The 18,332-nt window shown below is 49.4% G+C and carries 16 protein-coding genes; all 16 read right to left on the minus strand.

From position 1 onward, the window contains the following. Window positions 1–386: 386 nt before the first annotated feature. The 16 genes from purH to Q0380_RS07975 all read right to left on the minus strand — a co-directional run bounded on the left by purH (window position 387) and on the right by Q0380_RS07975 (window position 18,331). A complete protein-coding gene (gene purH / locus Q0380_RS07900) occupies window positions 387–1,925 on the minus strand; it encodes a bifunctional phosphoribosylaminoimidazolecarboxamide formyltransferase/IMP cyclohydrolase (RefSeq protein ID WP_298962349.1) in 1,539 nt (512 codons plus the stop codon). Between the two features lie 16 nt (window positions 1,926–1,941). Beyond that, window positions 1,942–2,532, minus strand: coding sequence for a hypothetical protein (locus tag Q0380_RS07905; protein ID WP_298962352.1), 591 nt, complete (start codon window positions 2,530–2,532; stop codon window positions 1,942–1,944). 389 nt (window positions 2,533–2,921) lie between these two features. Continuing rightward, window positions 2,922–3,953 carry a hypothetical protein gene (locus Q0380_RS07910; RefSeq protein ID WP_297882141.1) on the minus strand — a complete coding sequence of 344 codons (1,032 nt, stop codon included), beginning with the start codon at window positions 3,951–3,953 and terminating at the stop codon, window positions 2,922–2,924. A gap of 26 nt (window positions 3,954–3,979) precedes the next feature. Further along, window positions 3,980–4,603, minus strand: a complete 624-nt coding sequence (locus tag Q0380_RS07915; RefSeq protein ID WP_298962355.1) for a hypothetical protein — start codon at window positions 4,601–4,603, stop codon at window positions 3,980–3,982. A gap of 14 nt (window positions 4,604–4,617) precedes the next feature. Beyond that, window positions 4,618–5,229 carry a hypothetical protein gene (locus Q0380_RS07920; RefSeq protein ID WP_298962358.1) on the minus strand — a complete coding sequence of 204 codons (612 nt, stop codon included), beginning with the start codon at window positions 5,227–5,229 and terminating at the stop codon, window positions 4,618–4,620. A 335-nt stretch (window positions 5,230–5,564) separates the two neighbouring features. Beyond that, a complete protein-coding gene (locus Q0380_RS07925) occupies window positions 5,565–6,542 on the minus strand; it encodes a DnaJ domain-containing protein (RefSeq protein ID WP_298962361.1) in 978 nt (325 codons plus the stop codon). A gap of 3 nt (window positions 6,543–6,545) precedes the next feature. After that, window positions 6,546–8,741: a phosphoribosylformylglycinamidine synthase subunit PurL gene (gene purL / locus Q0380_RS07930; RefSeq protein WP_298962364.1), complete on the minus strand. Its 2,196-nt coding sequence runs from the start codon at window positions 8,739–8,741 to the stop codon at window positions 6,546–6,548. A gap of 64 nt (window positions 8,742–8,805) precedes the next feature. Further along, window positions 8,806–9,561 (minus strand): glycosyltransferase family 2 protein, encoded by a 756-nt coding sequence (locus Q0380_RS07935; protein WP_298962367.1) that lies wholly within the window; start codon window positions 9,559–9,561, stop codon window positions 8,806–8,808. Beyond that, the gene (locus tag Q0380_RS07940; protein ID WP_298962370.1) at window positions 9,558–10,349 is read right to left on the minus strand and encodes a polysaccharide deacetylase family protein; all 792 of its coding nucleotides are present in this window, start codon (window positions 10,347–10,349) and stop codon (window positions 9,558–9,560) included. Before Q0380_RS07940 ends, Q0380_RS07935 begins: the two co-directional genes overlap by 4 nt. After that, a complete protein-coding gene (locus tag Q0380_RS07945) occupies window positions 10,346–11,344 on the minus strand; it encodes a glycosyltransferase (protein WP_298962375.1) in 999 nt (332 codons plus the stop codon). The genes Q0380_RS07940 and Q0380_RS07945 overlap by 4 nt, the downstream gene beginning before the upstream one ends. Continuing rightward, window positions 11,341–12,669: a glycosyltransferase gene (locus Q0380_RS07950; protein ID WP_298962377.1), complete on the minus strand. Its 1,329-nt coding sequence runs from the start codon at window positions 12,667–12,669 to the stop codon at window positions 11,341–11,343. The genes Q0380_RS07945 and Q0380_RS07950 overlap by 4 nt, the downstream gene beginning before the upstream one ends. Then, window positions 12,657–13,889 carry a glycosyltransferase gene (locus tag Q0380_RS07955; protein ID WP_298962379.1) on the minus strand — a complete coding sequence of 411 codons (1,233 nt, stop codon included), beginning with the start codon at window positions 13,887–13,889 and terminating at the stop codon, window positions 12,657–12,659. The genes Q0380_RS07950 and Q0380_RS07955 overlap by 13 nt, the downstream gene beginning before the upstream one ends. Next, window positions 13,886–14,701 carry a polysaccharide deacetylase family protein gene (locus Q0380_RS07960; RefSeq protein WP_298962381.1) on the minus strand — a complete coding sequence of 272 codons (816 nt, stop codon included), beginning with the start codon at window positions 14,699–14,701 and terminating at the stop codon, window positions 13,886–13,888. Before Q0380_RS07960 ends, Q0380_RS07955 begins: the two co-directional genes overlap by 4 nt. After that, window positions 14,698–15,885 (minus strand): O-antigen ligase family protein, encoded by a 1,188-nt coding sequence (locus tag Q0380_RS07965; RefSeq protein WP_298962383.1) that lies wholly within the window; start codon window positions 15,883–15,885, stop codon window positions 14,698–14,700. The genes Q0380_RS07960 and Q0380_RS07965 overlap by 4 nt, the downstream gene beginning before the upstream one ends. Continuing rightward, on the minus strand, window positions 15,882–16,958 hold the full coding sequence (locus Q0380_RS07970) for a glycosyltransferase family 4 protein (RefSeq protein ID WP_298962385.1): 1,077 nt from the start codon (window positions 16,956–16,958) through the stop codon (window positions 15,882–15,884). Before Q0380_RS07970 ends, Q0380_RS07965 begins: the two co-directional genes overlap by 4 nt. Then, window positions 16,955–18,331, minus strand: coding sequence for an ELM1/GtrOC1 family putative glycosyltransferase (locus Q0380_RS07975; RefSeq protein WP_298962387.1), 1,377 nt, complete (start codon window positions 18,329–18,331; stop codon window positions 16,955–16,957). The genes Q0380_RS07970 and Q0380_RS07975 overlap by 4 nt, the downstream gene beginning before the upstream one ends. Window position 18,332: the final 1 nt, after the last annotated feature.

The following is an 18,332-nucleotide window of genomic DNA, read 5'->3' on the forward strand; positions in this document are numbered from 1 at the left end:
CGACTACTCAGGAGCGGTGAGTGATTAAATTTAGTTACGCCGCACCGTTACGAAGCGATGTGCCGTGCAGCCAAACCCACGCCGTGCAGTAGTATAACGAAGCGCGAACAGTCGGATTTGCACTGCCTCCGCCACGTAGCGGAGCGCAGCCATTTACATCGCGCACGACCGCGTAGTGAAGGCAGCTGGGTCCGCACTGCGTTGACGCGCAACAAAGCACCGTGCATTAGATCCGCACCGCGCCCGCTACAAAACGATATACCGCACAGCTAAATCGTCGCCGCACAAGCCGTATGGCAAAGCGCGAGTAGTCCGATTCGCATCACGCTCGCCGCGTATCGGAGCGTAGTCAATTTATATCGCGCGCGCTTTGTAGTGAGCAAAATTTAGTGCAAAAAGTGGCGCACTCCCGTAAAATACATCGCCATGCCGAACTCGTCGGCGCTTGCGATCACCTCATCGTCGCGAATGCTGCCGCCCGGCTGCACCACCGCCGCGACGCCCGCAGCATCGGCGATCTCGATGCTGTCTTTAAACGGGAAAAACGCCTCGCTAGCAAGCGCGCAGCCGCGCAGATCGACGCCCACGTCGCGAGCCTTCGCTACTGCCGCACGTGCGGCGTCCACGCGGCTCGTCATACCCATGCCGATCGCGACCATCGCGCGAGCTTTGACGTAAACCACGCAGTTGCTCTTCGTAAGTGCGGCGATCTGCCACGCGATTTTTAGATCATCAAGCTCGCTCTCGCTAGCCGCGCGTTTAGTGACGCAGCGGGCGTTTGCGACCTCGTCCGCGCCCACGTAGTCGCGCTGCTGATATACGAAGCCGCCGTCAATGAATTTAAAATCATATTTGTCGTTTTCGCGAATTAAAAACTCCCCGCCCTGCTCGAAAATTTTAATACGCTTTTTCTTTTCAAATACCGCAAGCGCCGCAGGCGTAACGCGAGCGGCAAGGATAACCTCGACAAAAATTTCGTTAATTTTATTTGCTAGCTCCTCGTCCAAAACGCCGTTTATCGCCACGACGCCGCCGTATGCCGAGACTGGGTCGCATTTTAGCGCCTCTACGTAGCTTTCAAGCAGGCTATATTTCACGGCAAAACCGCATGGATTGGCGTGCTTGCAGATCGCTACCGCAGGCGCCTCTCCGAAGCTGCTAGCGAGCATCAGCGCGCCGTGCATATCGGTCATATTGTTAAAGCTCGCCTCTCCCTTTAGGCTCTTAAAATGGTTGCTAAAAAACTCCTCGAACTCGTACAGCGCGCCCTTTTGGTGCGGATTTTCACCGTAGCGAGTATCGAAGACCTTGCTGCCCGTGATAAATTTTTTCGCGCCGAAGCCGCCGTTAAAGCGCTCGTTCATATAGTTTGCGATCATCGCGTCGTAGACTGCGGTGTGTTCATAAGCTTTAATCATTAAATTTTGCCTAAATTTCAGCTTCTCGCCCTCGTCCGCGCTGCTTAAATTTTGCAAAACCGCGTCGTAATCAAGCGGGCTGGTAACGATATAGACGCTCTCAAAATTCTTAGCCGCGCTTCGAACCATCGCAGGTCCGCCAATGTCGATATTTTCGATGATCTCGGAAAAATCGTCGGTGCGGGCTACGGTCGCTTTAAAAGGATATAAATTTACGCACACGAGATCGATGCCACTGATGCCGTGCTGCGCGGCTTGGCTTACGTGATTTGCATCGTTTCGCTTATACAAAATTCCGCCGTGGATCTTTGGATGCAGGGTCTTAACCCGCCCCTCAAACATCTCGGGCGAGCCCGAGTATTGGCTAACCTCGAGCACCGCGACGCCGTTTTCGCGCAAAAGCTTAAACGTGCCGCCCGTGCTTAAAATTTCAAATCCGAGCTTCTGTAGCCCGCGAGCAAACTCTACGACACCCTCTTTATCGCTTACGCTGATTAACGCTCTCATCTTTTCTCCTTTTAATTTATTCGCATAGTTTTTTAAAAATCAGCTCGCGCATGTCGTTTGCGTTAAGCTGAAAATACAAAATCGCCTCGCGGCGAGCCTTTTGATACTCGCGCCTCGTCTTTTCATCTGCCGCGCCGAGCTTTGCGTCTTTAAATTTCGCCATACGCGCCGAACCCAGCTCTTTTAGCTTCTCGCCGCCCAGGGAAATACCGCCGCTATAATTAAACCACTCTTTGCTTTGAAAAATATTAAATAAAATTTGAAAATCTACGAAATTTCCCTTATTGTACTCGGCGCAGACCCCGTTTTTGTGGCTTACGGCGTAGATCGCGCCGTATCTACGCTCGAAAAAATATAGTTTTATGAGCTTTGCGTTTTTGTCTAAATTTGCGCCGCTACCGCCTAAAATCGCAAGCTTCGCATCGCCTCGCGTTTCGTAAGGACCTAAAATCGCGCCGTTTTCGTAGAGATTACCGCCGTAAAAAGCGTATTTCGTACCCCTAAGCTCGTCCGAAAGAATGTAGGTTTTATCGGTTGCGAGCGAGTTTTTGCCTGCGCAGCCGAGCAGCGACAGAGCCAAAAACAGAGACGAGATAAAAAATTTCATCGCAATAACCCTTTAAATTTTAAAATTTTGCCGAATTTATGAAGCGGGATCGGCAAAGCGAAATTTGCTAAATTTACCGCATTTACCGCGCGCAAATTTTAATTTTGCTTCTCAAATGCCGCCGCTTTGCTCGCGCGGACGCAAATTTTAAAATTTTGCGCCGCTTGCAAAGGCTAAATTAAAAGCCGCGCGCAAAACGTAAATTTAAACCGCAGCGTAAGCTTAGCCGAAAAGATCGGCGCGAACCGGCTAAATTTAAAATTTCACGGCGCAGCTTTTACCCCAAGCTAGGTTACGCTTACTCTTGCCGCCGCAACCTGTTTAAATTTTACGCGCCGCTTTAAATTTTACAAGCCGTAAATTTAAAGCGGCACGAAATCCAAACAGCACTAAATATAATAGATGCTGTTTTTGATATTTTTGCCGTCGATCTCGTTTTTGCGCCACGAGCTCTCGTCGTTTAGCACAATCCAGCGCTTCTCCTCCTCGCGATAAAACCAGTCCTTGTCGATCTGATAGTAGATCTGACATCCCGAAATTTCGATGATGTTGGCGATGTTATTGTCGTGGTAGTTGTTCTCGTCGAAGTCGGTGAATGTGCGCTGCCCCATCTCGGCGTAGAGCTCGTTTAAAATTTGAAGCATCTCGCTTAGGCGCGTATCCATCTTCTCGACCTGAAGCCCAAGCTCGTTAGCCTCTCTGAATAAGATCGGATAGTCGTGCGACGGATAGCCGCTGTTTAGCTTGTCGCTGATAAAGGCGATCTTTTGCTCATCGTCGAAGTGATAGCGCAGAATTTCGCGGCAAATTTTAAGCGACAGGCTGCTTGCGCGATCGACGGCGCCAAAAACGAGCGGATGGATATATTTGTAAAGCTCCTTGTACGGGTTCTCGTCGTTCGGGCGCTCGTTATTTTTCCAAAGCTTCACCACGCGACTTAGCTCGTCCATCGAAACGTTGGCTTGATCGTTTGTGTTCGTAACCGGCGAAAGCTCGTGGCGCAGCGAAGTATCGACCGACGTGAGATAACCTAGCGGCCCCATTAAAATTTTATTCGCCCCAAGCGCCATCATCGTAGCCGCCGAAGCGCAGTTTGCAGGCACCAGCGCGATCAGCTCGTCGCAGTGGTTGCGTAGGATCGAGACGATCTTAAGCGAGGCGATGCCGCTGCCGCCGTCGCTTTTGATGTAAAGGTAGAGCTTTTCGAAATGCTTGCCCTTGAGGTGGTCGTTGATACTGATCGCGTCGTTGCCGCAGACGCTGCCCGCGCCCGAGTTAAAATAGGTAAGCAGCGGCGCGCCCAGATATTTCTCGATATTGGTGATCACCTCTTGCGTTTGCTTCATCAAGATCGGCGGTTGCTTCGCCGCCTTTTTGGCACCCTGCTTCTGCGGCTCTTCGTCTTTGGATAAAAATCCCATGTTTTTCCTTTCGTGTTGGTTTGGTTTTAAAATTTTAACTTACAAATATCGCGCAATCTGTCCCGGTGCCACTCAATGCTCTCTTTAACCGTATTGCCTAGAGCCGTATGCGGGCTTTGCAAAAACGCTCTACTATTTTTTAGACTTGAGCCCACGTATTCATAGCGTGAGATCACGTTTGCACTGGCGCTTTGCGACACCGAAGCCAAAAATGAGTATGAATAAAGCGGCGCAGAGGAAGCGTAGCCGCTAAAGTGCTCTTTCAGGCTTACGAATTTGTCCTCCGCAAATGCCTTGCAAACGCCGCCGCTTGCGGAATACTCGGCGATTCGCAGCTCTTTATTGGGCGTAAAAACGTAGATCGTAAATTTATTTAGAGCTCTTTGCGAAATTTGATCCTTAGCTACGCCGACTCCTCTTTCGTCCGTAAATAGATAGAGATTGGAGCCCTCCTCTTCATATCTTCCTAAGATCGCGTCATCTTTAAAAAGCATGCCGCCTGAAATTTTATACTCGGTGACGGTCTGCCCGTCGTAGCTCATCATCACGGAATTTTCCGGATGTAGCTCGGCTTGCGAATACTTTACCTTCATACAACCCGCAAGCAGCGCGACCGCCGCAAGCAGCACTAAAATTTTAATTTTATCCATAACTCCCCCGAAGTTTATCTGCAAAAATCATCTAAGATCATGGTTTTAAGGCCATCGATCGTCTTTTTGAAAAAACCAGCCACAGCCAAGTCCTCCGCGATATATTTCGTATCTTTGCGATCGACCGCTTTTTCAAAATTCATATTTTTATATGCGCTTAGTCCTTTCGAGCTCATATTTTGCACCGAGCTCTCGCTTTTTGAAATTCTACCGTCCGCATAAAGCCAATCGCCGTCTTTAAACATATTTGAAGTATAGTCGAAATTTACGTATCTGCCTGCATTATAGACGCTGCAAATCCCATCTTTGTGCCAAATGCTAAATACCATTGCCCTTTCGTCGTTAAAAAGATAAAATTTCATCCTCTTGGCATTCAGCGCGGACTTGTAATTGTTGCCGTAAGACTTGCCCGCCTCGTCGAGCACAAGCATCCTAAACTCGCCTCTATCCATAGAATAGGAGCCTAAATTTCTGCCGTTTTCATACAGATCCTCGCCGACAAATTTATAGATCATGGTTTTGTTGCCGTCGTAAAATTTAAACTCCTTGTCGCTCTTAGCCGGACGCAATATCCCGCATCCTCCAAGTAGTGCCGCCAAAACGGCAAAAATTATAAAATTTTTCATTTATTACTCCTTAAATTCTAATCCGACGCCGTAAATTTTATCTGGTTTCATCCACGCGCCTTAAAGCTCTAGCGTGAAATTTTACCACGCTCGCCGCAGCACATTGAAATTTTAGCGAAGCGACCTTAGCACGCCTGCACCTTAAATTTCCGTATAGCACGCTTTGACATTTCACTGCCGCGCCGCACCCAATCTCTCGCGACCTGAAATTTTCGCACGCCGCGCATATTGCGATATCACGCCTTAAAATTCCTTTGCCGCACCTTGTCGCCGTATCGCGAGCCCTACCTCAAAATTTCAAGGCGTTTTGCGCCCTCAAATTTTAAAATTTCGCCCTACTTCTCGCCGAAGCGCTCCTTTAAAATTTTATACGCCTCGTTGATCTCCTGAAGCTTCTTCGTGCCCTCTTGGATGATCTCCTCGTCCGCGCCCTTGCCCATCAGAATGTCGGGATGGTATTTTTTCACGAGCTCGCGATATTTTTTCTTGATCTCGTTAAACGTAGCGTCCTTGGAGAGCCCCAAAATTTCATGCGGATCTCTTTTGCTTTTGGCGGAGCCTTGCGAGCCGCCCGAATAGCCGCCATATCCACTCGAATACCCGCCGTAAGCGCCTGAGCTTTGCGAGCCTCCATAGTCCGAACCCGCCGTGCCGCCATATCCATAGCCGGTGCCGCCGCCGTAACTGCTGCTTCCGTAGCCGCCAGTGCTTCTGCCGCCGTATTTGTCCCAATACCCGCCGCTTCTTGTGCTATAGTCGTCGTATTCGTCGTAAGCCGTATCGCTTTGAGCGCCGCCGTTTTCGTAATATGTGCCGTAAAAGCTGCGCTCAAAGGTCGCGAAAATCTGGCTTTGGATATGCTCTGCAATGCCCAATCCGTCGCAGATCTGCGAGATCGTGCGCCGCTCTGCCGCGCTAAAACCGCGATCGACGTAGGCTAAATTTAAAAAGAAATAGATTAGCCCCGTTTTGCGACTCGGACTCGGACGGTAGGTTTGGTTATATTTTTCGGCGAGCTCGCGCACATTTGCGAGGCTTTCTTTTTCGAGCTTATAAACGAGCTTCAGCGCCTGGCGTTCACGTTCACCGGCGCCCATTTGGCGCACCAAATCGTCTAAAATTTCGCTTATCATCGCGGCTTCGGACTCGCTTACGTACCCGTCGCTTTTGGCGACCTTGGCCAGAAGCGCTACTAAAATTTTAGCCTCTGCTAGCTGCATTTGCGCCTTGCCGCGATAGCCGGAGTTGCCGAGAGCCCCGCCGATCTGCGCGAAAATATACAGCGCGATTAAAAGAAATATGATGCTAAGCACGCGCTAGTCTTCGCTCTTTACGATCTTGGCAAACTCGCCGAAGTAAATTTCTTTTAGCGCCTTTAGATTTTTACGGACGGAATTTATGCGAAACACTTCGCCGCCGCTGATGCCTAGGCGCATTAAGCTTAGCCCGTATTTTGCGGCCAGCTCTTTAAATTTTGCCTCGTCGCGGACGCCGAAAATCGCGCGCGAAAAGCTCTCGTCGAAAATATCTCTGCTATCGTCGCAGCTCATCTCAAACTCGCCGCCTACGCCGCCCACGCACGCCATCTTCGCAAGCGTGATCGCCACGCCGCCGATTCCTACGGAATTTGCAAATTCCAAAATCCCGCTCTTGCCCGCCTCTATCGCGAAGTCCCACAGCGCGCGCTCTGCCTTTAAATTTAACTCAGGCAGGCTGCCTGCGACGCGATTTTCCACCGCTTTCATATAAAGCGAGCCCGCAAAAACGCCCTTCGTATCGCCTACCAAATAGACGCTCACGCCGCTAGCGCAAAAATCGCTAGGGATGATCTCGCCCTCGTTTGTACCCACGCACACGATCGCGGGAGTGGGCTGAATGCTAACGCCGCCCGTTTCGTTATAAAGGCTTACGTTGCCGCTGATGACTGGGGTATTTAGCGCGGCGCAAGCCTGCTTGATTCCCTCGCAGCCCTGCGCGAACTGCCACATAACCTCGGGATTTTGCGGATTGCCGTAGTTTAGGCAATCGGTGATGGCTAAAGGCGTCGCGCCGCTCATAGCGACCTTTCGTCCCGCCGACGCTACCGCGAGCGCCGCGCCTATGCGAGGATGGACGTAATTCATCCGCGTGTTGCAATCCGCAGCCATCGCGAGCTTTACGCCGTTTTCTTTAACGCGCATCACCGCAGCGCCCAGCATGCCGGGACGCTTGGCGGAGTTTAACCCTACGTTGGCGTCGTATTGATCGTAGATGTAGGATTTATTTAGCACTTCGGGGTCCCCAAAAATTTTATCAAACGCCGCGTCCAGCTCGCGCTCGCTCGCACCACAGCCGCATAAATTTTGCCGCGCGATCTGCGCCATATATGCAGGCTCTTTTATCGGACGATCCAGCACGGGCGCAGCCTCGCTAAGCGGCTCGATCGGAATGACGCCCGCCAGCTCGCCGTGCCAAAAAAGCTCCATCTTGCCGCTATCCGTCACCTCGCCGATGACGGCGGCGTCGAGATCCCATTTGGCAAAAATTTCTTTGATTTTCTCCTCGCAGCCCTTTTTGGCGCAGATCAGCATACGCTCCTGACTCTCGCTTAGCATCAGCTCATACGGGCTCATCCCTGCCTCGCGCATCGGTACGCGATCCAAATTTAACCTCATGCCGCTGCCGCTGCGCCCCGCCATCTCAAAGCTGCTTGAAGTAAGCCCCGCCGCGCCCATATCCTGGATACCCACGACGTAGTCTGTCTTAAAAAGCTCCAAGCACGCTTCCATCAGCAGCTTTTCGGCGAACGGATCGCCCACCTGCACGGTCGGGCGCAGGGATTTGTTCGCGTCATTAAAGCTATCGCTCGCCATCACGGCTCCTCCGAGCCCGTCACGGCCCGTCTTAGAGCCCACGTAGATCACACTATTGCCCACGCCTTCGGCTCTGCCGTAGAAAATTTCATCCTTTTTAACTATACCCAGAGCAAAAGCATTAACTAAAATGTTGCCGTCAAAGCTAGCGTCGAACGTCGTCTCGCCGCCTATCGTAGGGATACCCATGCAGTTGCCGTAGTGCGCGATGCCTGCGACCGCTCCTTTTAGTAGATAGCGCTGTTTTCGCGCATTCTCGCTTCTTCCTCGTACATCGCCGAAACGAAGCGAGTTCATATTGGCCTCGACGCGCGCGCCCATCGTAAAGATATCGCGCAGTATCCCACCCACGCCGGTCGCAGCGCCCTGAAACGGCTCGATGAAGCTAGGGTGATTGTGGCTTTCCATCTTAAAAACCGCAGCCATGCCGCCGCCGATGTCGATGACGCCTGCGTTTTCGCCCGGACCTTGGATAACCCAAGGCGCCTTGGTCGGAAAGCCGCTTAAGTATTTTTTGCTCGATTTGTAACTGCAGTGCTCGCTCCACATCGCGCTAAAAATCCCAAGCTCGAGCAGATTCGGCTCGCGACCTAAAATTTTTAAAATTTTTTCATATTCTTCGTCTGAAATTTTATGTGCCGCTACTACTTTTTTGTCCATTTTTTCGCCCTTTTCGCCGTTAAATTTAGGCCCTTATGATAGCTAAAATTTTCTATCATTTCGATTAATCTTCGCCCTTTTTAAGATACTTCTCGTAAAGTTTCGCCTCTTTTAAAAACGCGTAAAATGCGTTAATGTTTGCCGTGATAAATCCCTTGCGCCCGTCAAAAAGCGATCTGCGCAAAATGTATGATTTAAAAAACGCAAACGGATAGATCAGCAGAAGCTTCGCAAGGCTCGGCTTCTTGCCCTTCTCAAAATCCCCCTGCGCGCGCAGCGTGGAGTAGTTGTTGTTTTTCGTAACGAGCTCGGCGATCGGCTTTTCGCTAAAATGGTTGATGCAAAATTTGCTCTTTTTTACAGCGCCCTTTACGATCGAAATTTGCGCGTGCACGCCCATATTTTTATACTCGCCGCACTCCTTACGAAAGAAGCGGATGTGAGTATTTTTGCGCACTAGATCCGAGCACTTGCGCCCTAGCGAGTATTCGTGAAATTTAATATCCAGCGCCGAGTAATCGCTCCGGCTCATAAACTTCTCTATCTCGCCCTTTAGCTCAGGACTTACCTCCTCGTCGCCGTCGAGATTGAGCGCCCATTCGTTGCTACATAGCGAAAACGCGTAGTTTTTCTGCACCCCCTCGCCCTGCCAGTCGTGATGGTAAATTTTATCGGTAAATTTACGCGCTATTTGCAGCGTGGCATCGGTGCTGCCGCTATCGACGATTATGATCTCGGCGAAATCCGCCACGCTACGCAGCATACGCTCGATGTGGCGCTCCTCATTCATCACTATCGCATAAACGGATGCTTTAATCATAGTTTATTCCTTATCCTCGTAAATTTCAGCCAAAAATCAAAAAACCCCTCCGTACCCAAAATGCCGATGCGCTTTACGGCGTATTTGTCGTCGCCTACCTCGTAAAGTCCACGCTTGACGACCACCGCGCCTTTAAAATTTGATCTAGCGATATTTAAAATTTCGTCGTTAAATTTACCGTAGGGGTAGGCAAACACCTCGCAAGGCTGTCCGCAAATACCTGCTACGCGAGCTTTGGACGCGATGATCTCATCTGCTGCGAGCTGCGGATCGCTCGCGTAGGTAAGGTCTAAATTTACGTGGTGCATCGTATGCGCGCCAAACTCCACCAGCCCGCTTGCTTGCATTTTTAAAATTTGCTCCTCGTTTAGCATCCGTGCAAGATGAGCGGTGTTGGCGCGCTCCCAGTCGTTTTGCACGGCGTCCGGCACCAAAAATATGCTCGCTTTAAAATCGTATTTTTTCAAAATTTCAAAGGCGTCGGTAAAGTTATTTTCAAACCCATCGTCGAATGTGATGCAAACCGCCTTTTTAGGCAGCCGCTCTAGCGCGATAAGCTCGCTAAGCTTAAAGCTTTTAAAGCCGTTTTTCGCAAGCCACGCGATCTGTCTTTCAAAATCAGCGGGTCTTAGCCGCCATTTGTCGAATTTATCGCCCTTATGCTCCTCTACGCTATGATACATCAGCACCCGCGCCTTATGCCAGCCCTGCGGGATCCGCCACCAGTTATACCGCAGCGAAACGCCCGCCGCGGCGGCAAAGATCAGAAAAACCGCAAAATAGGTCATAGCAAGCTCTTGTAAGCTTTGATGTATTGATTTACGACGTTAGACATATCGAATTCTCCTTTGCATTTTTCCTTTACTTTAGAAAAAATCGCCTTAAATTCTTCATAATTCTCATATACTTCGTTTAGTTTACGCCGTAGTGACAAAATATCTCTTTCAAATAGCAGCTCTTTGGGTAAAATTTCGGTGCAAATACCCACTGCAGTAGAGATTAAAAGTGGCGAATAATATACGTCATCGATTGCCGTTAACCCATAAGCCTCAAATGCAGACGCAATGATTTGTAGATTACAAGCACTTAAATAATCTTGTAAATGATCCGTAAAGCCTGCAATATTTATCTTTTCTTCCAAGCCTAATTCTTTTATTAAATCCTTTAAATTCTCCTCTTCTTCACCACTACCGAATATTGTGCATTCAAAGTCAAAATTTACGTCCGCTAAAGCCTTTATTATTATATCCATACCCTTGGGCGCAGATAATCTGGCGGCTGAAATGATACTAAATTTATTACTTCTATATTCTCCCTCCTTTGGTTTTTTATACGCCATCGCATTTTTGATGATTATGGAGTTTGCAGGCAAAATTTCTTTCGTATCCTCTAACACCGCCACGCATAGATCAGCTAGTTTATAATTTTTCTTCACCTGCAAAGTATGCTTCGTAGCCACCACTCCGATTCTTCTAGAGCCTAAAAATCGTGCTAAATTCCGTGCGCGATACATTATTTCAATTTCTTTTGTATTGTGACAATGAATTATGTCTGGTGAAATTTTAATTAAAAGCTGTGCTGTCTGTAGTAAAAACAATGGATTATATCTATTATGCTCGAAATTAAATTTGATTAAATTTACGCGTTCACTCAAATATGGTGCAATCTTTTCGTCGCTTAGCAAAAATACCTCATTAGTTTTTGCCATTTCATTACACAGATCGACGCAGACTTTCTCTGTTCCAGCGAACTGCTTCCATTGTAGCGTATGTAGAATTTTCATATCGCTCGCCCTTTCTTATAAATAAACTCACGCCATTCGTAAGGCTCGCTGTAAAAATCGTTCCGATCGCTTTTATCCTTTTCGCCGCGGCCGTCGCGATATTTGCCGTCTCCGTAAATTTCATCGCAAATTTTGGCACCAATTTTATCGTCCTTATCATTGTCTTCGCAACCTACTGCGTGAGCCTCGTCATTAAATTTTAGTTTTTCATCGCCCTTTTTACCGTAAATTTTTCCGCCTTCGCTACGGCTATCATATCTCTCTCCAAGCTCGCCACCAACTTTACTGCAGTCGTCGCTATCCGCATTTTTTAAATCCGTGCCGAAGCTCTCTTCAAAGATCGTCTCAAGCATAAATTTTGCCACTCGGGCGGCGTTTGCGATCCTTAGCGTCTTAGCTCTGCCGCGCCGCGCGATGCGCGCGTATTCGCCGCTAGAAAGAAGGCATTTGATCTTTGAAAAGCAATCCGCAGGACTGTCAAAATAAACTATCTCCGAGCCGTCCTCGTAAAGCCGCTCAAACCCCGCGATCTTAGGGCTAAAAGTGCAGACGCCACAGCCCAAAAACTGCGCCATGCGGTCGCTCGCGCCGAGCAATTTATGAGCGTGCGCGCACTCAAGCTCGTCGTCGCGATTAAAATTTATCGCAATCTTCGCAGCCGCGATCTCGCGATGAAATTTATCGCCGAATACGGCAGGCGCGCCGAGGCTCGCAAAAATTTTAAGCCTAAGCCCTTCTTTTTCGCAAAAATCGCGCAACAAAAGCGCAAATTTATACCTCACGTCCTCTTGATAATCGCGCGCTATGTAGATCACATCGGTCGTTTTAGCGGCGTCTAGGCATCTATCAAACGCCGCGTCGGAGATGTTTGGGAAAAAGGCGAATTTCGCGCCGTATCTCGTTGAAAGATCGCGCAGCCTCAGCGCATTCGCCCAAAAAAACACGTCGATGAAGCTTAATTTTTCGAAAAATTCCCGTTTTTCTTGCAGATGATCGACGTACCAGATCGCGATTTTGATCTTAGGAAGCGCCGATTTTATCGCCCGCAGCACATCAAGACTGATCTTTTCGCCCTTACCGATTAGAAGCAGATCGGCGCCGATATTTTCGCAGATACGCACGAGCTTGGCGTTCATTTTAGCTAGCCCGCTGTTTTTCAGCCCGCAAAAGCGCAGGCTCCGTTCCCAATCGCGGTAGCTAAAATCATAGACGAAGTGCCCGCCGCGGATGAGCCCGTGGCTGATCTTGCGCTCCATGCCATAGAAAAAACTGCCGTCGTCGTATTCGTTGAAAATACCGCAATGCACGATCTTTAGGCTTTGCATAACAGCTCCTCGTAGTAATTTTTAAGCGAGCTAATATAATTTTGCAGCGTCAAAGTTTGCTTGAACTTAGCGTGTTTTTGCGCAAAAGCCCGGGCGTATTTGCCGTAAGTGCGGTAAATTTCATCGATTTTAGCGCCCAGATCCGCCGCCTCGTATAAAAACTCCTCGCTTAAAATTTCAGAAATTCCGCCCACGCGGGTAGAGATCAGCACGGGCGAATAAAAAATACCTTCGATCAAAATCACCGGAAAGCCCTCCTTGCGCGAGCTGATGACGTGCAGGTGCGATGCGCTCAGAGCTGCCGCAACGTCGTCGCAAAAGCCGCACAACTGCACGCAGTCCTGCAATTTTAGCGAATCGATTAAATTTTGTAAATTTTGCCTCTCGCCGCCCTGACCGTAAATTTTAAGCTCGAAATCAAATTTCAGCTCGCTTACGGCGCGGATCAAAAGATCAAAACCCTTGATCTTATCGAGTCTGCCGACTGCAACGATACTAAATTTAAAATTTCCTGCCGCCGCGTTTGCGCCCTGTTGCGATACGAATACGCTGCTAGTTTTATTTTGCGATGCGTCCGCATCAAAAGCCCTATCTTGCGATACACTTGCCCCATCAGGCGTATCTTGCGACGCAAATGCAACGCCGGTCATATTTTGCGACGTGTCCGCAGCGCCAGCCGAGTCGCCGCGCGCATCCTTTGTTTCCTTGAGCGCTTCGTTTGCGGCACCCTCCGCGTCCTTGCAGCGCGCGCAAATTTCATGATTTGCAAACTCCAGCCGCGGCTCTATGCCGAAATATATCACCTTCGCGGCGTGATTTATCGTGGTTGCGACCTTGCGAGAGGCTGCGATGACGTTTGGCACGCGATCAAAAACGGGCGCCTTGCGGTCGTTGTGTTTGGTCGCGACAAGCTTAAGGCTTAAAAATTTTTCGACCACAAAGCCGATCTGTGCGGCTTTGGCGCCGTGCGAATGTAAAATTTCAAATCCACCCGAGCGTAAAAACCGATAAATTTCAGCGAACAAAAACGGATTGTAGCGCTTGTCGCGGCTTTTGTACTGATAAATTTGCACGCGCGCATCCAGGCGCTGCAAAAACTCGCATTTATCGGGCACGATGAGCGCCGCCTGCTCGCTTTTGCAAAGCTCATTTAGCGAGTCGATCACGATCTTTTCGACGCCGCCGTAAAATCTGGAGCAGCAAAGATAGGCGATTTTCATCTATTTCTGCCCTTCTTCATCTTCAAAATGAAGCTAAAAAGCCCCTGCCTGCCGCTAACCATGATGCGCGGAATTTCAAAGTTTGAGTAGTGCGGGCGCAACACGTCGTTTTGCGTCGTAACCGCGCAGCTAAAGCCCGCCTCGCGCGCGCAGCGCACGCTAATCTCGTCGTAAAAGCCGAACGGATAGGCAAAAGCGCTGCAAGAGATGTCAAATTTCGCCTCTATTTCGCGCTTTGATTCTCTCATCTGGCGCAGCTGCTCTTGCGCATCCAAGCTAGGCAAGTTTGCGTGATCGAGCGTATGCGAGCCGATCTCGATAAGCCCGTTTTGCAAAAGCTCGCGAACCTCATCGTCGCTTAGCATCTCCTCGCGATTTAGCTCATCGCTTGATTTTTTCAGATCCTTATCGGTCGCCCAATCCCCGTCAAAGCGCCGGTTCACGATGAAAATCGTCGCCTTAAAGCCGTATTTTTGAAGTATCGGCAGAGCGCCTGTGAGATTATCGCGGTATCCGTCGTCAAAGGTAATACAAACCGCCTTTGCGGGCTTTTTATCCAAGCTTGCAAGCTCGCTTAGAGTGTAGCTCGTAAAACCGTTTCGCTTCAGCCATGCAAGCTGTTTCTCAAACGCGGCGGGGGTTACGCGCAGACGGTTAAATTTAGAGGCGCACTTTGGCAGATGCTCGCGGATCATATGATACATCAGCACGCGCGGATACTCGTAAGGCAGATCCTTCGCCCACCACGCAAAGCGCAGGCAAAACCACGCAAAAAGCGCCGCCGCAAAAGCCAAAACCGCTGCGTAGATCATCGCTCGATCCTCATGCGATAAGCTAAAAAGCTCAAAATCGTAGCCAGACTTAGCGCTTCTTTCGACAGATATGCGCCATGATCGAACTGGCAATCTATCAAAAGATAGATCAGAAGCGCAAGAACCCCAAACTGCCTGCTTTGAATGCACTCTTTAAAAACGCTAAATAGGATCGCGCCATAAAAGATGAGACCGAGCGCGCCGCTATAAAGCAAAATTTCTAAAAATAAATTATGCGGCGCGTTATATTCAGGATGCTCAAGGACCGGGGAGCCCGGCAAATTTATATATGAGCCCAGTCCGTAGCCCAAGATAGGCTTTTTTTGCGCCATCTCTAAAATATAGCTCCAAATCACAGTCCTACCCGAAGAATCTCCGCTAAATAGCGCTGCTAGCCTTTGCTCAAACGACTGCGAAAGCGCAAGCAAAATGGCAAAAAGCGCGATGAAACCTACCGTGAAAAGCAGGTATTTTTTGTTTAAGCTCTTTAAATTTAGCGTGCCGTAAAACGCGAGCGCACAAAACGCACCGACCCACGCCGCTCTGGAAAATGAAAAGATCATAAAAAAGGCAAACAAAAGCAGAGCCGCAAATTTAAGCGCTAAAGGCCGCCGTATCGCCGCCGCGCTAAGGCAGAGCCCAAAGCCCATAAAAAGCCCTAAGATATTGCGGTTCGAAAGCGATCCGCTAAGACCGCCGCGAGCGGAATTGCTTGAAAAGACGATCGCATCGGGACTACTTACAAGCTGATAGACCACGCTCACCGATAAAATTCCAAGCCCCACGAACAGAAAGGCAAAAACGGCGTTTTGATCAAAAAATTTAAGCTTGTAAAAATAACAAAGCACCAAAAATATAGCACCGTATCGAAGGACGAAAAATATGGTGCTCTGCCATGCTTTTTTTGAGATAACCGCCTCGTTTAGGAGGTTTGAGATCGCTAGCGTCGCCACTAAACAGACAAAGCAGATCGCAATAAATCGCGTTTTTTTCAAAATTTCGCTTAGGATTGCGTAGCTTTTAAAATACAATAGATGCGCCAAAAAGAATAAATTTAGCGCTGCAAAGGAGATCTGATAGACCGCGTTTTTAAAAAACAGCGACGCGCACCAAAGAAGTAGCAGCGTTAAAAATGTGATCCTCCAGCCGTTAGGCGCGCCGTTTTCATAAAAAAATTTTTTCATATTAAACTCTCATAAACCTTTATCGTTTTTTCTACCATCTGCTTTAGGCTGAAGTTTTGCGAAACGTAGCCGTAGCCGTCAAATTTCAGCTCGCGCGCGGAGGCAAACAGCCCCGCCAGCGCCTGTGCGTCGCCCACGTCAAAAAAATAACCGTTTTCGCCCTCTCTTACAATATCCAGCGCGCCGCCGTGGCGGGTCGCGATCACCGGGCAATTTAGCGCTATCGCCTCGGCCATCGAGCGCCCGAAGCTCTCGGGCTTGCTTGAAGCGCTTACCGTGACCGACGAGAGCGAGTAAATCTCGGCCACCTTGCTCTGCGAGCCTGCAAAAATTACGCGCTCGCAGAGGCCAAGCCCCTCTACGAGCGATTTTAGCTCCGAAAAATACTCGTCGCGACCCGCCCCCACGCCGCCTACGATCAAAATTTTAAGCTTTTGTTCGCTTGCTAAAGCCGCGGCGCGGATTAGGGTTTTGTAATCCTTAATCTGCGTGATGCGCCCAACGCCGGAGACGATGAAATCATCTTGCGCGAGGTTAAAATTCTGCCGAAATTCCGCGATGAAGCGCTCGTCTAAATTTTTGGGATTAAATTTTTCTAGATCGATGCCGCGCGGAATAATCGTGATCTTGGCCGCATCCGCGCCGTAGCTTCGCACCACGTGATCGCGCGTATAGCCGCTTGGGCAGATGATCGCGTCCGCATCCGTCATGATTTTGCTGTAGAAATTTACGGAATTTATCCCGTGCACGGTGCTTACGATCTTTGCACGCGGGCGGGCAAATTTAACCAGCCACGCCGGCACGCGGGAGCGGACATGCACTATGTCGGGAGAAATTTCGCTTAAAATTTTACGCAGCTTTAAAACGCGCGCCGCAACGCTTAGGATATTTTTGGAGCAAACGTCGAGCTGTACGTGCACGCCGCCATCTTTTTCTATCTTTGGCGCCAATTTGCCGCCGTTACTGATGACGAAATTTTCGATGCCGCGCCGTGCGAACTCCCTATTTAGCTCGACTACGCCGCGCTCGACGCCGCCTTCGTTCAGCTCGGGCAGGATTTGCACGACCCTCATATTTTTATCTCCCTCACAAACGCCTTAAGATTGTACTTCGCAGTCTTTTTTGGCTTCACGCCCTCGCTGTAGCGCCTAGCATGCCCAGTAGAAACGAGAGCGCTTATAAAATCGTTAAATTTATTATGAGCGACTTTGCGTTTTAAACTCAAAATGGCTACGCTCGCACTCCCGTTAGATACGGCCTCGCTTATCATCGAGACGCTGTCCTCGCTGATAAAGACCCACTCGCACTGCGCCAAAAAATCGCCGATCGGATTTACGGGCTCGCGGCTATAAATCACGCTGTAATCCCAGCTGAGCTTTTCTAGCGCACTCTCGGTAGCCCTCGGCGTGCGCGGAGAGGTCGTTAGCGCAAACTCCCAGTCCGCAAACTGCGCTCTTACGCCCTCGATCTGCTTTAAAATTTCATCCCCCATCTCAAAGCAGGAATTCGGCCCGCCGATGATAAATCCTACCGCCTTGCGCTGCGGCCGGTACAGCCCCTGCGGGCGCGAAAAGCTAAGCGAGACTGGCGAAATTTTAAGATTTGCGCGCGGCTTTGGGCGATCGTGCGCGCCTGCGATGATGACGCTAAAATCCTTGCGGTAGCCCTTCGGATACATTAGCGCTATACTCGGCTTAGCGTATCTGCGCGCGTAAAATTTTAGCGCGTAATAGGTCGTAGAGCCCGCGCCTACGAACAGATCGAAATCTGCGAAATTTAAATTGCGATCTGCCGGAGCATCTAAATTTGCGCTATTTTGCGAGGCGGAGCTGTTTAGAGCGGAACTATTTAAATTTGATCCGTTTTTTGGATCCGCCGCCGTGCCGCTCCCGCCGAGATCGCACTTAAAAATTTTAAAATAAAGCCCTAAAAAATCAAGCACGTAGGAGCAGAGTTTAAGAAACTTGTTTGCGTAAGCGATCCTACAAATGCAAAACTCAAGCCCTCTTAGCTCGCAAAATGCGATGCTTTGATTCTCGTGCCCCTTGCGGCCATCGCTTAAGATGAGCGCTTTTCGATGTGGATTTTTTGGGGCGGACGGATTTGCAGCGGAGTTTTCGCCATTAAAATTTAGCGGCCCACCATCTGCGTGACATACGCAGCTTGAGGCACCCGATCTTAAATTTTTACCTTTAAAATTTTCACGCCGCAAAGCACAAGAGGAGCCGCCGCAAAACGATATAAAATTTTTGAAATCCGAATTTTTGCTCGCTCGCGCGGCGGCGATCGCTACGAAATTTTCGCGATTTAAAATTTTACCTTCTCGCGCGGCACTACCTAAATTTACGACGTTTTGCTCTTTTGCAAAAAAGCGCGAGCCCTGCAGCGCGGATAAATTCCCAACGACTCTGTGTTTGTTCTCGCCTCTTGAAATTTGCCGCGCCATA

The sequence above is a fragment of the uncultured Campylobacter sp. genome (assembly GCF_937959485.1).
Taxonomy (GTDB): Bacteria; Campylobacterota; Campylobacteria; order Campylobacterales; family Campylobacteraceae; genus Campylobacter_B.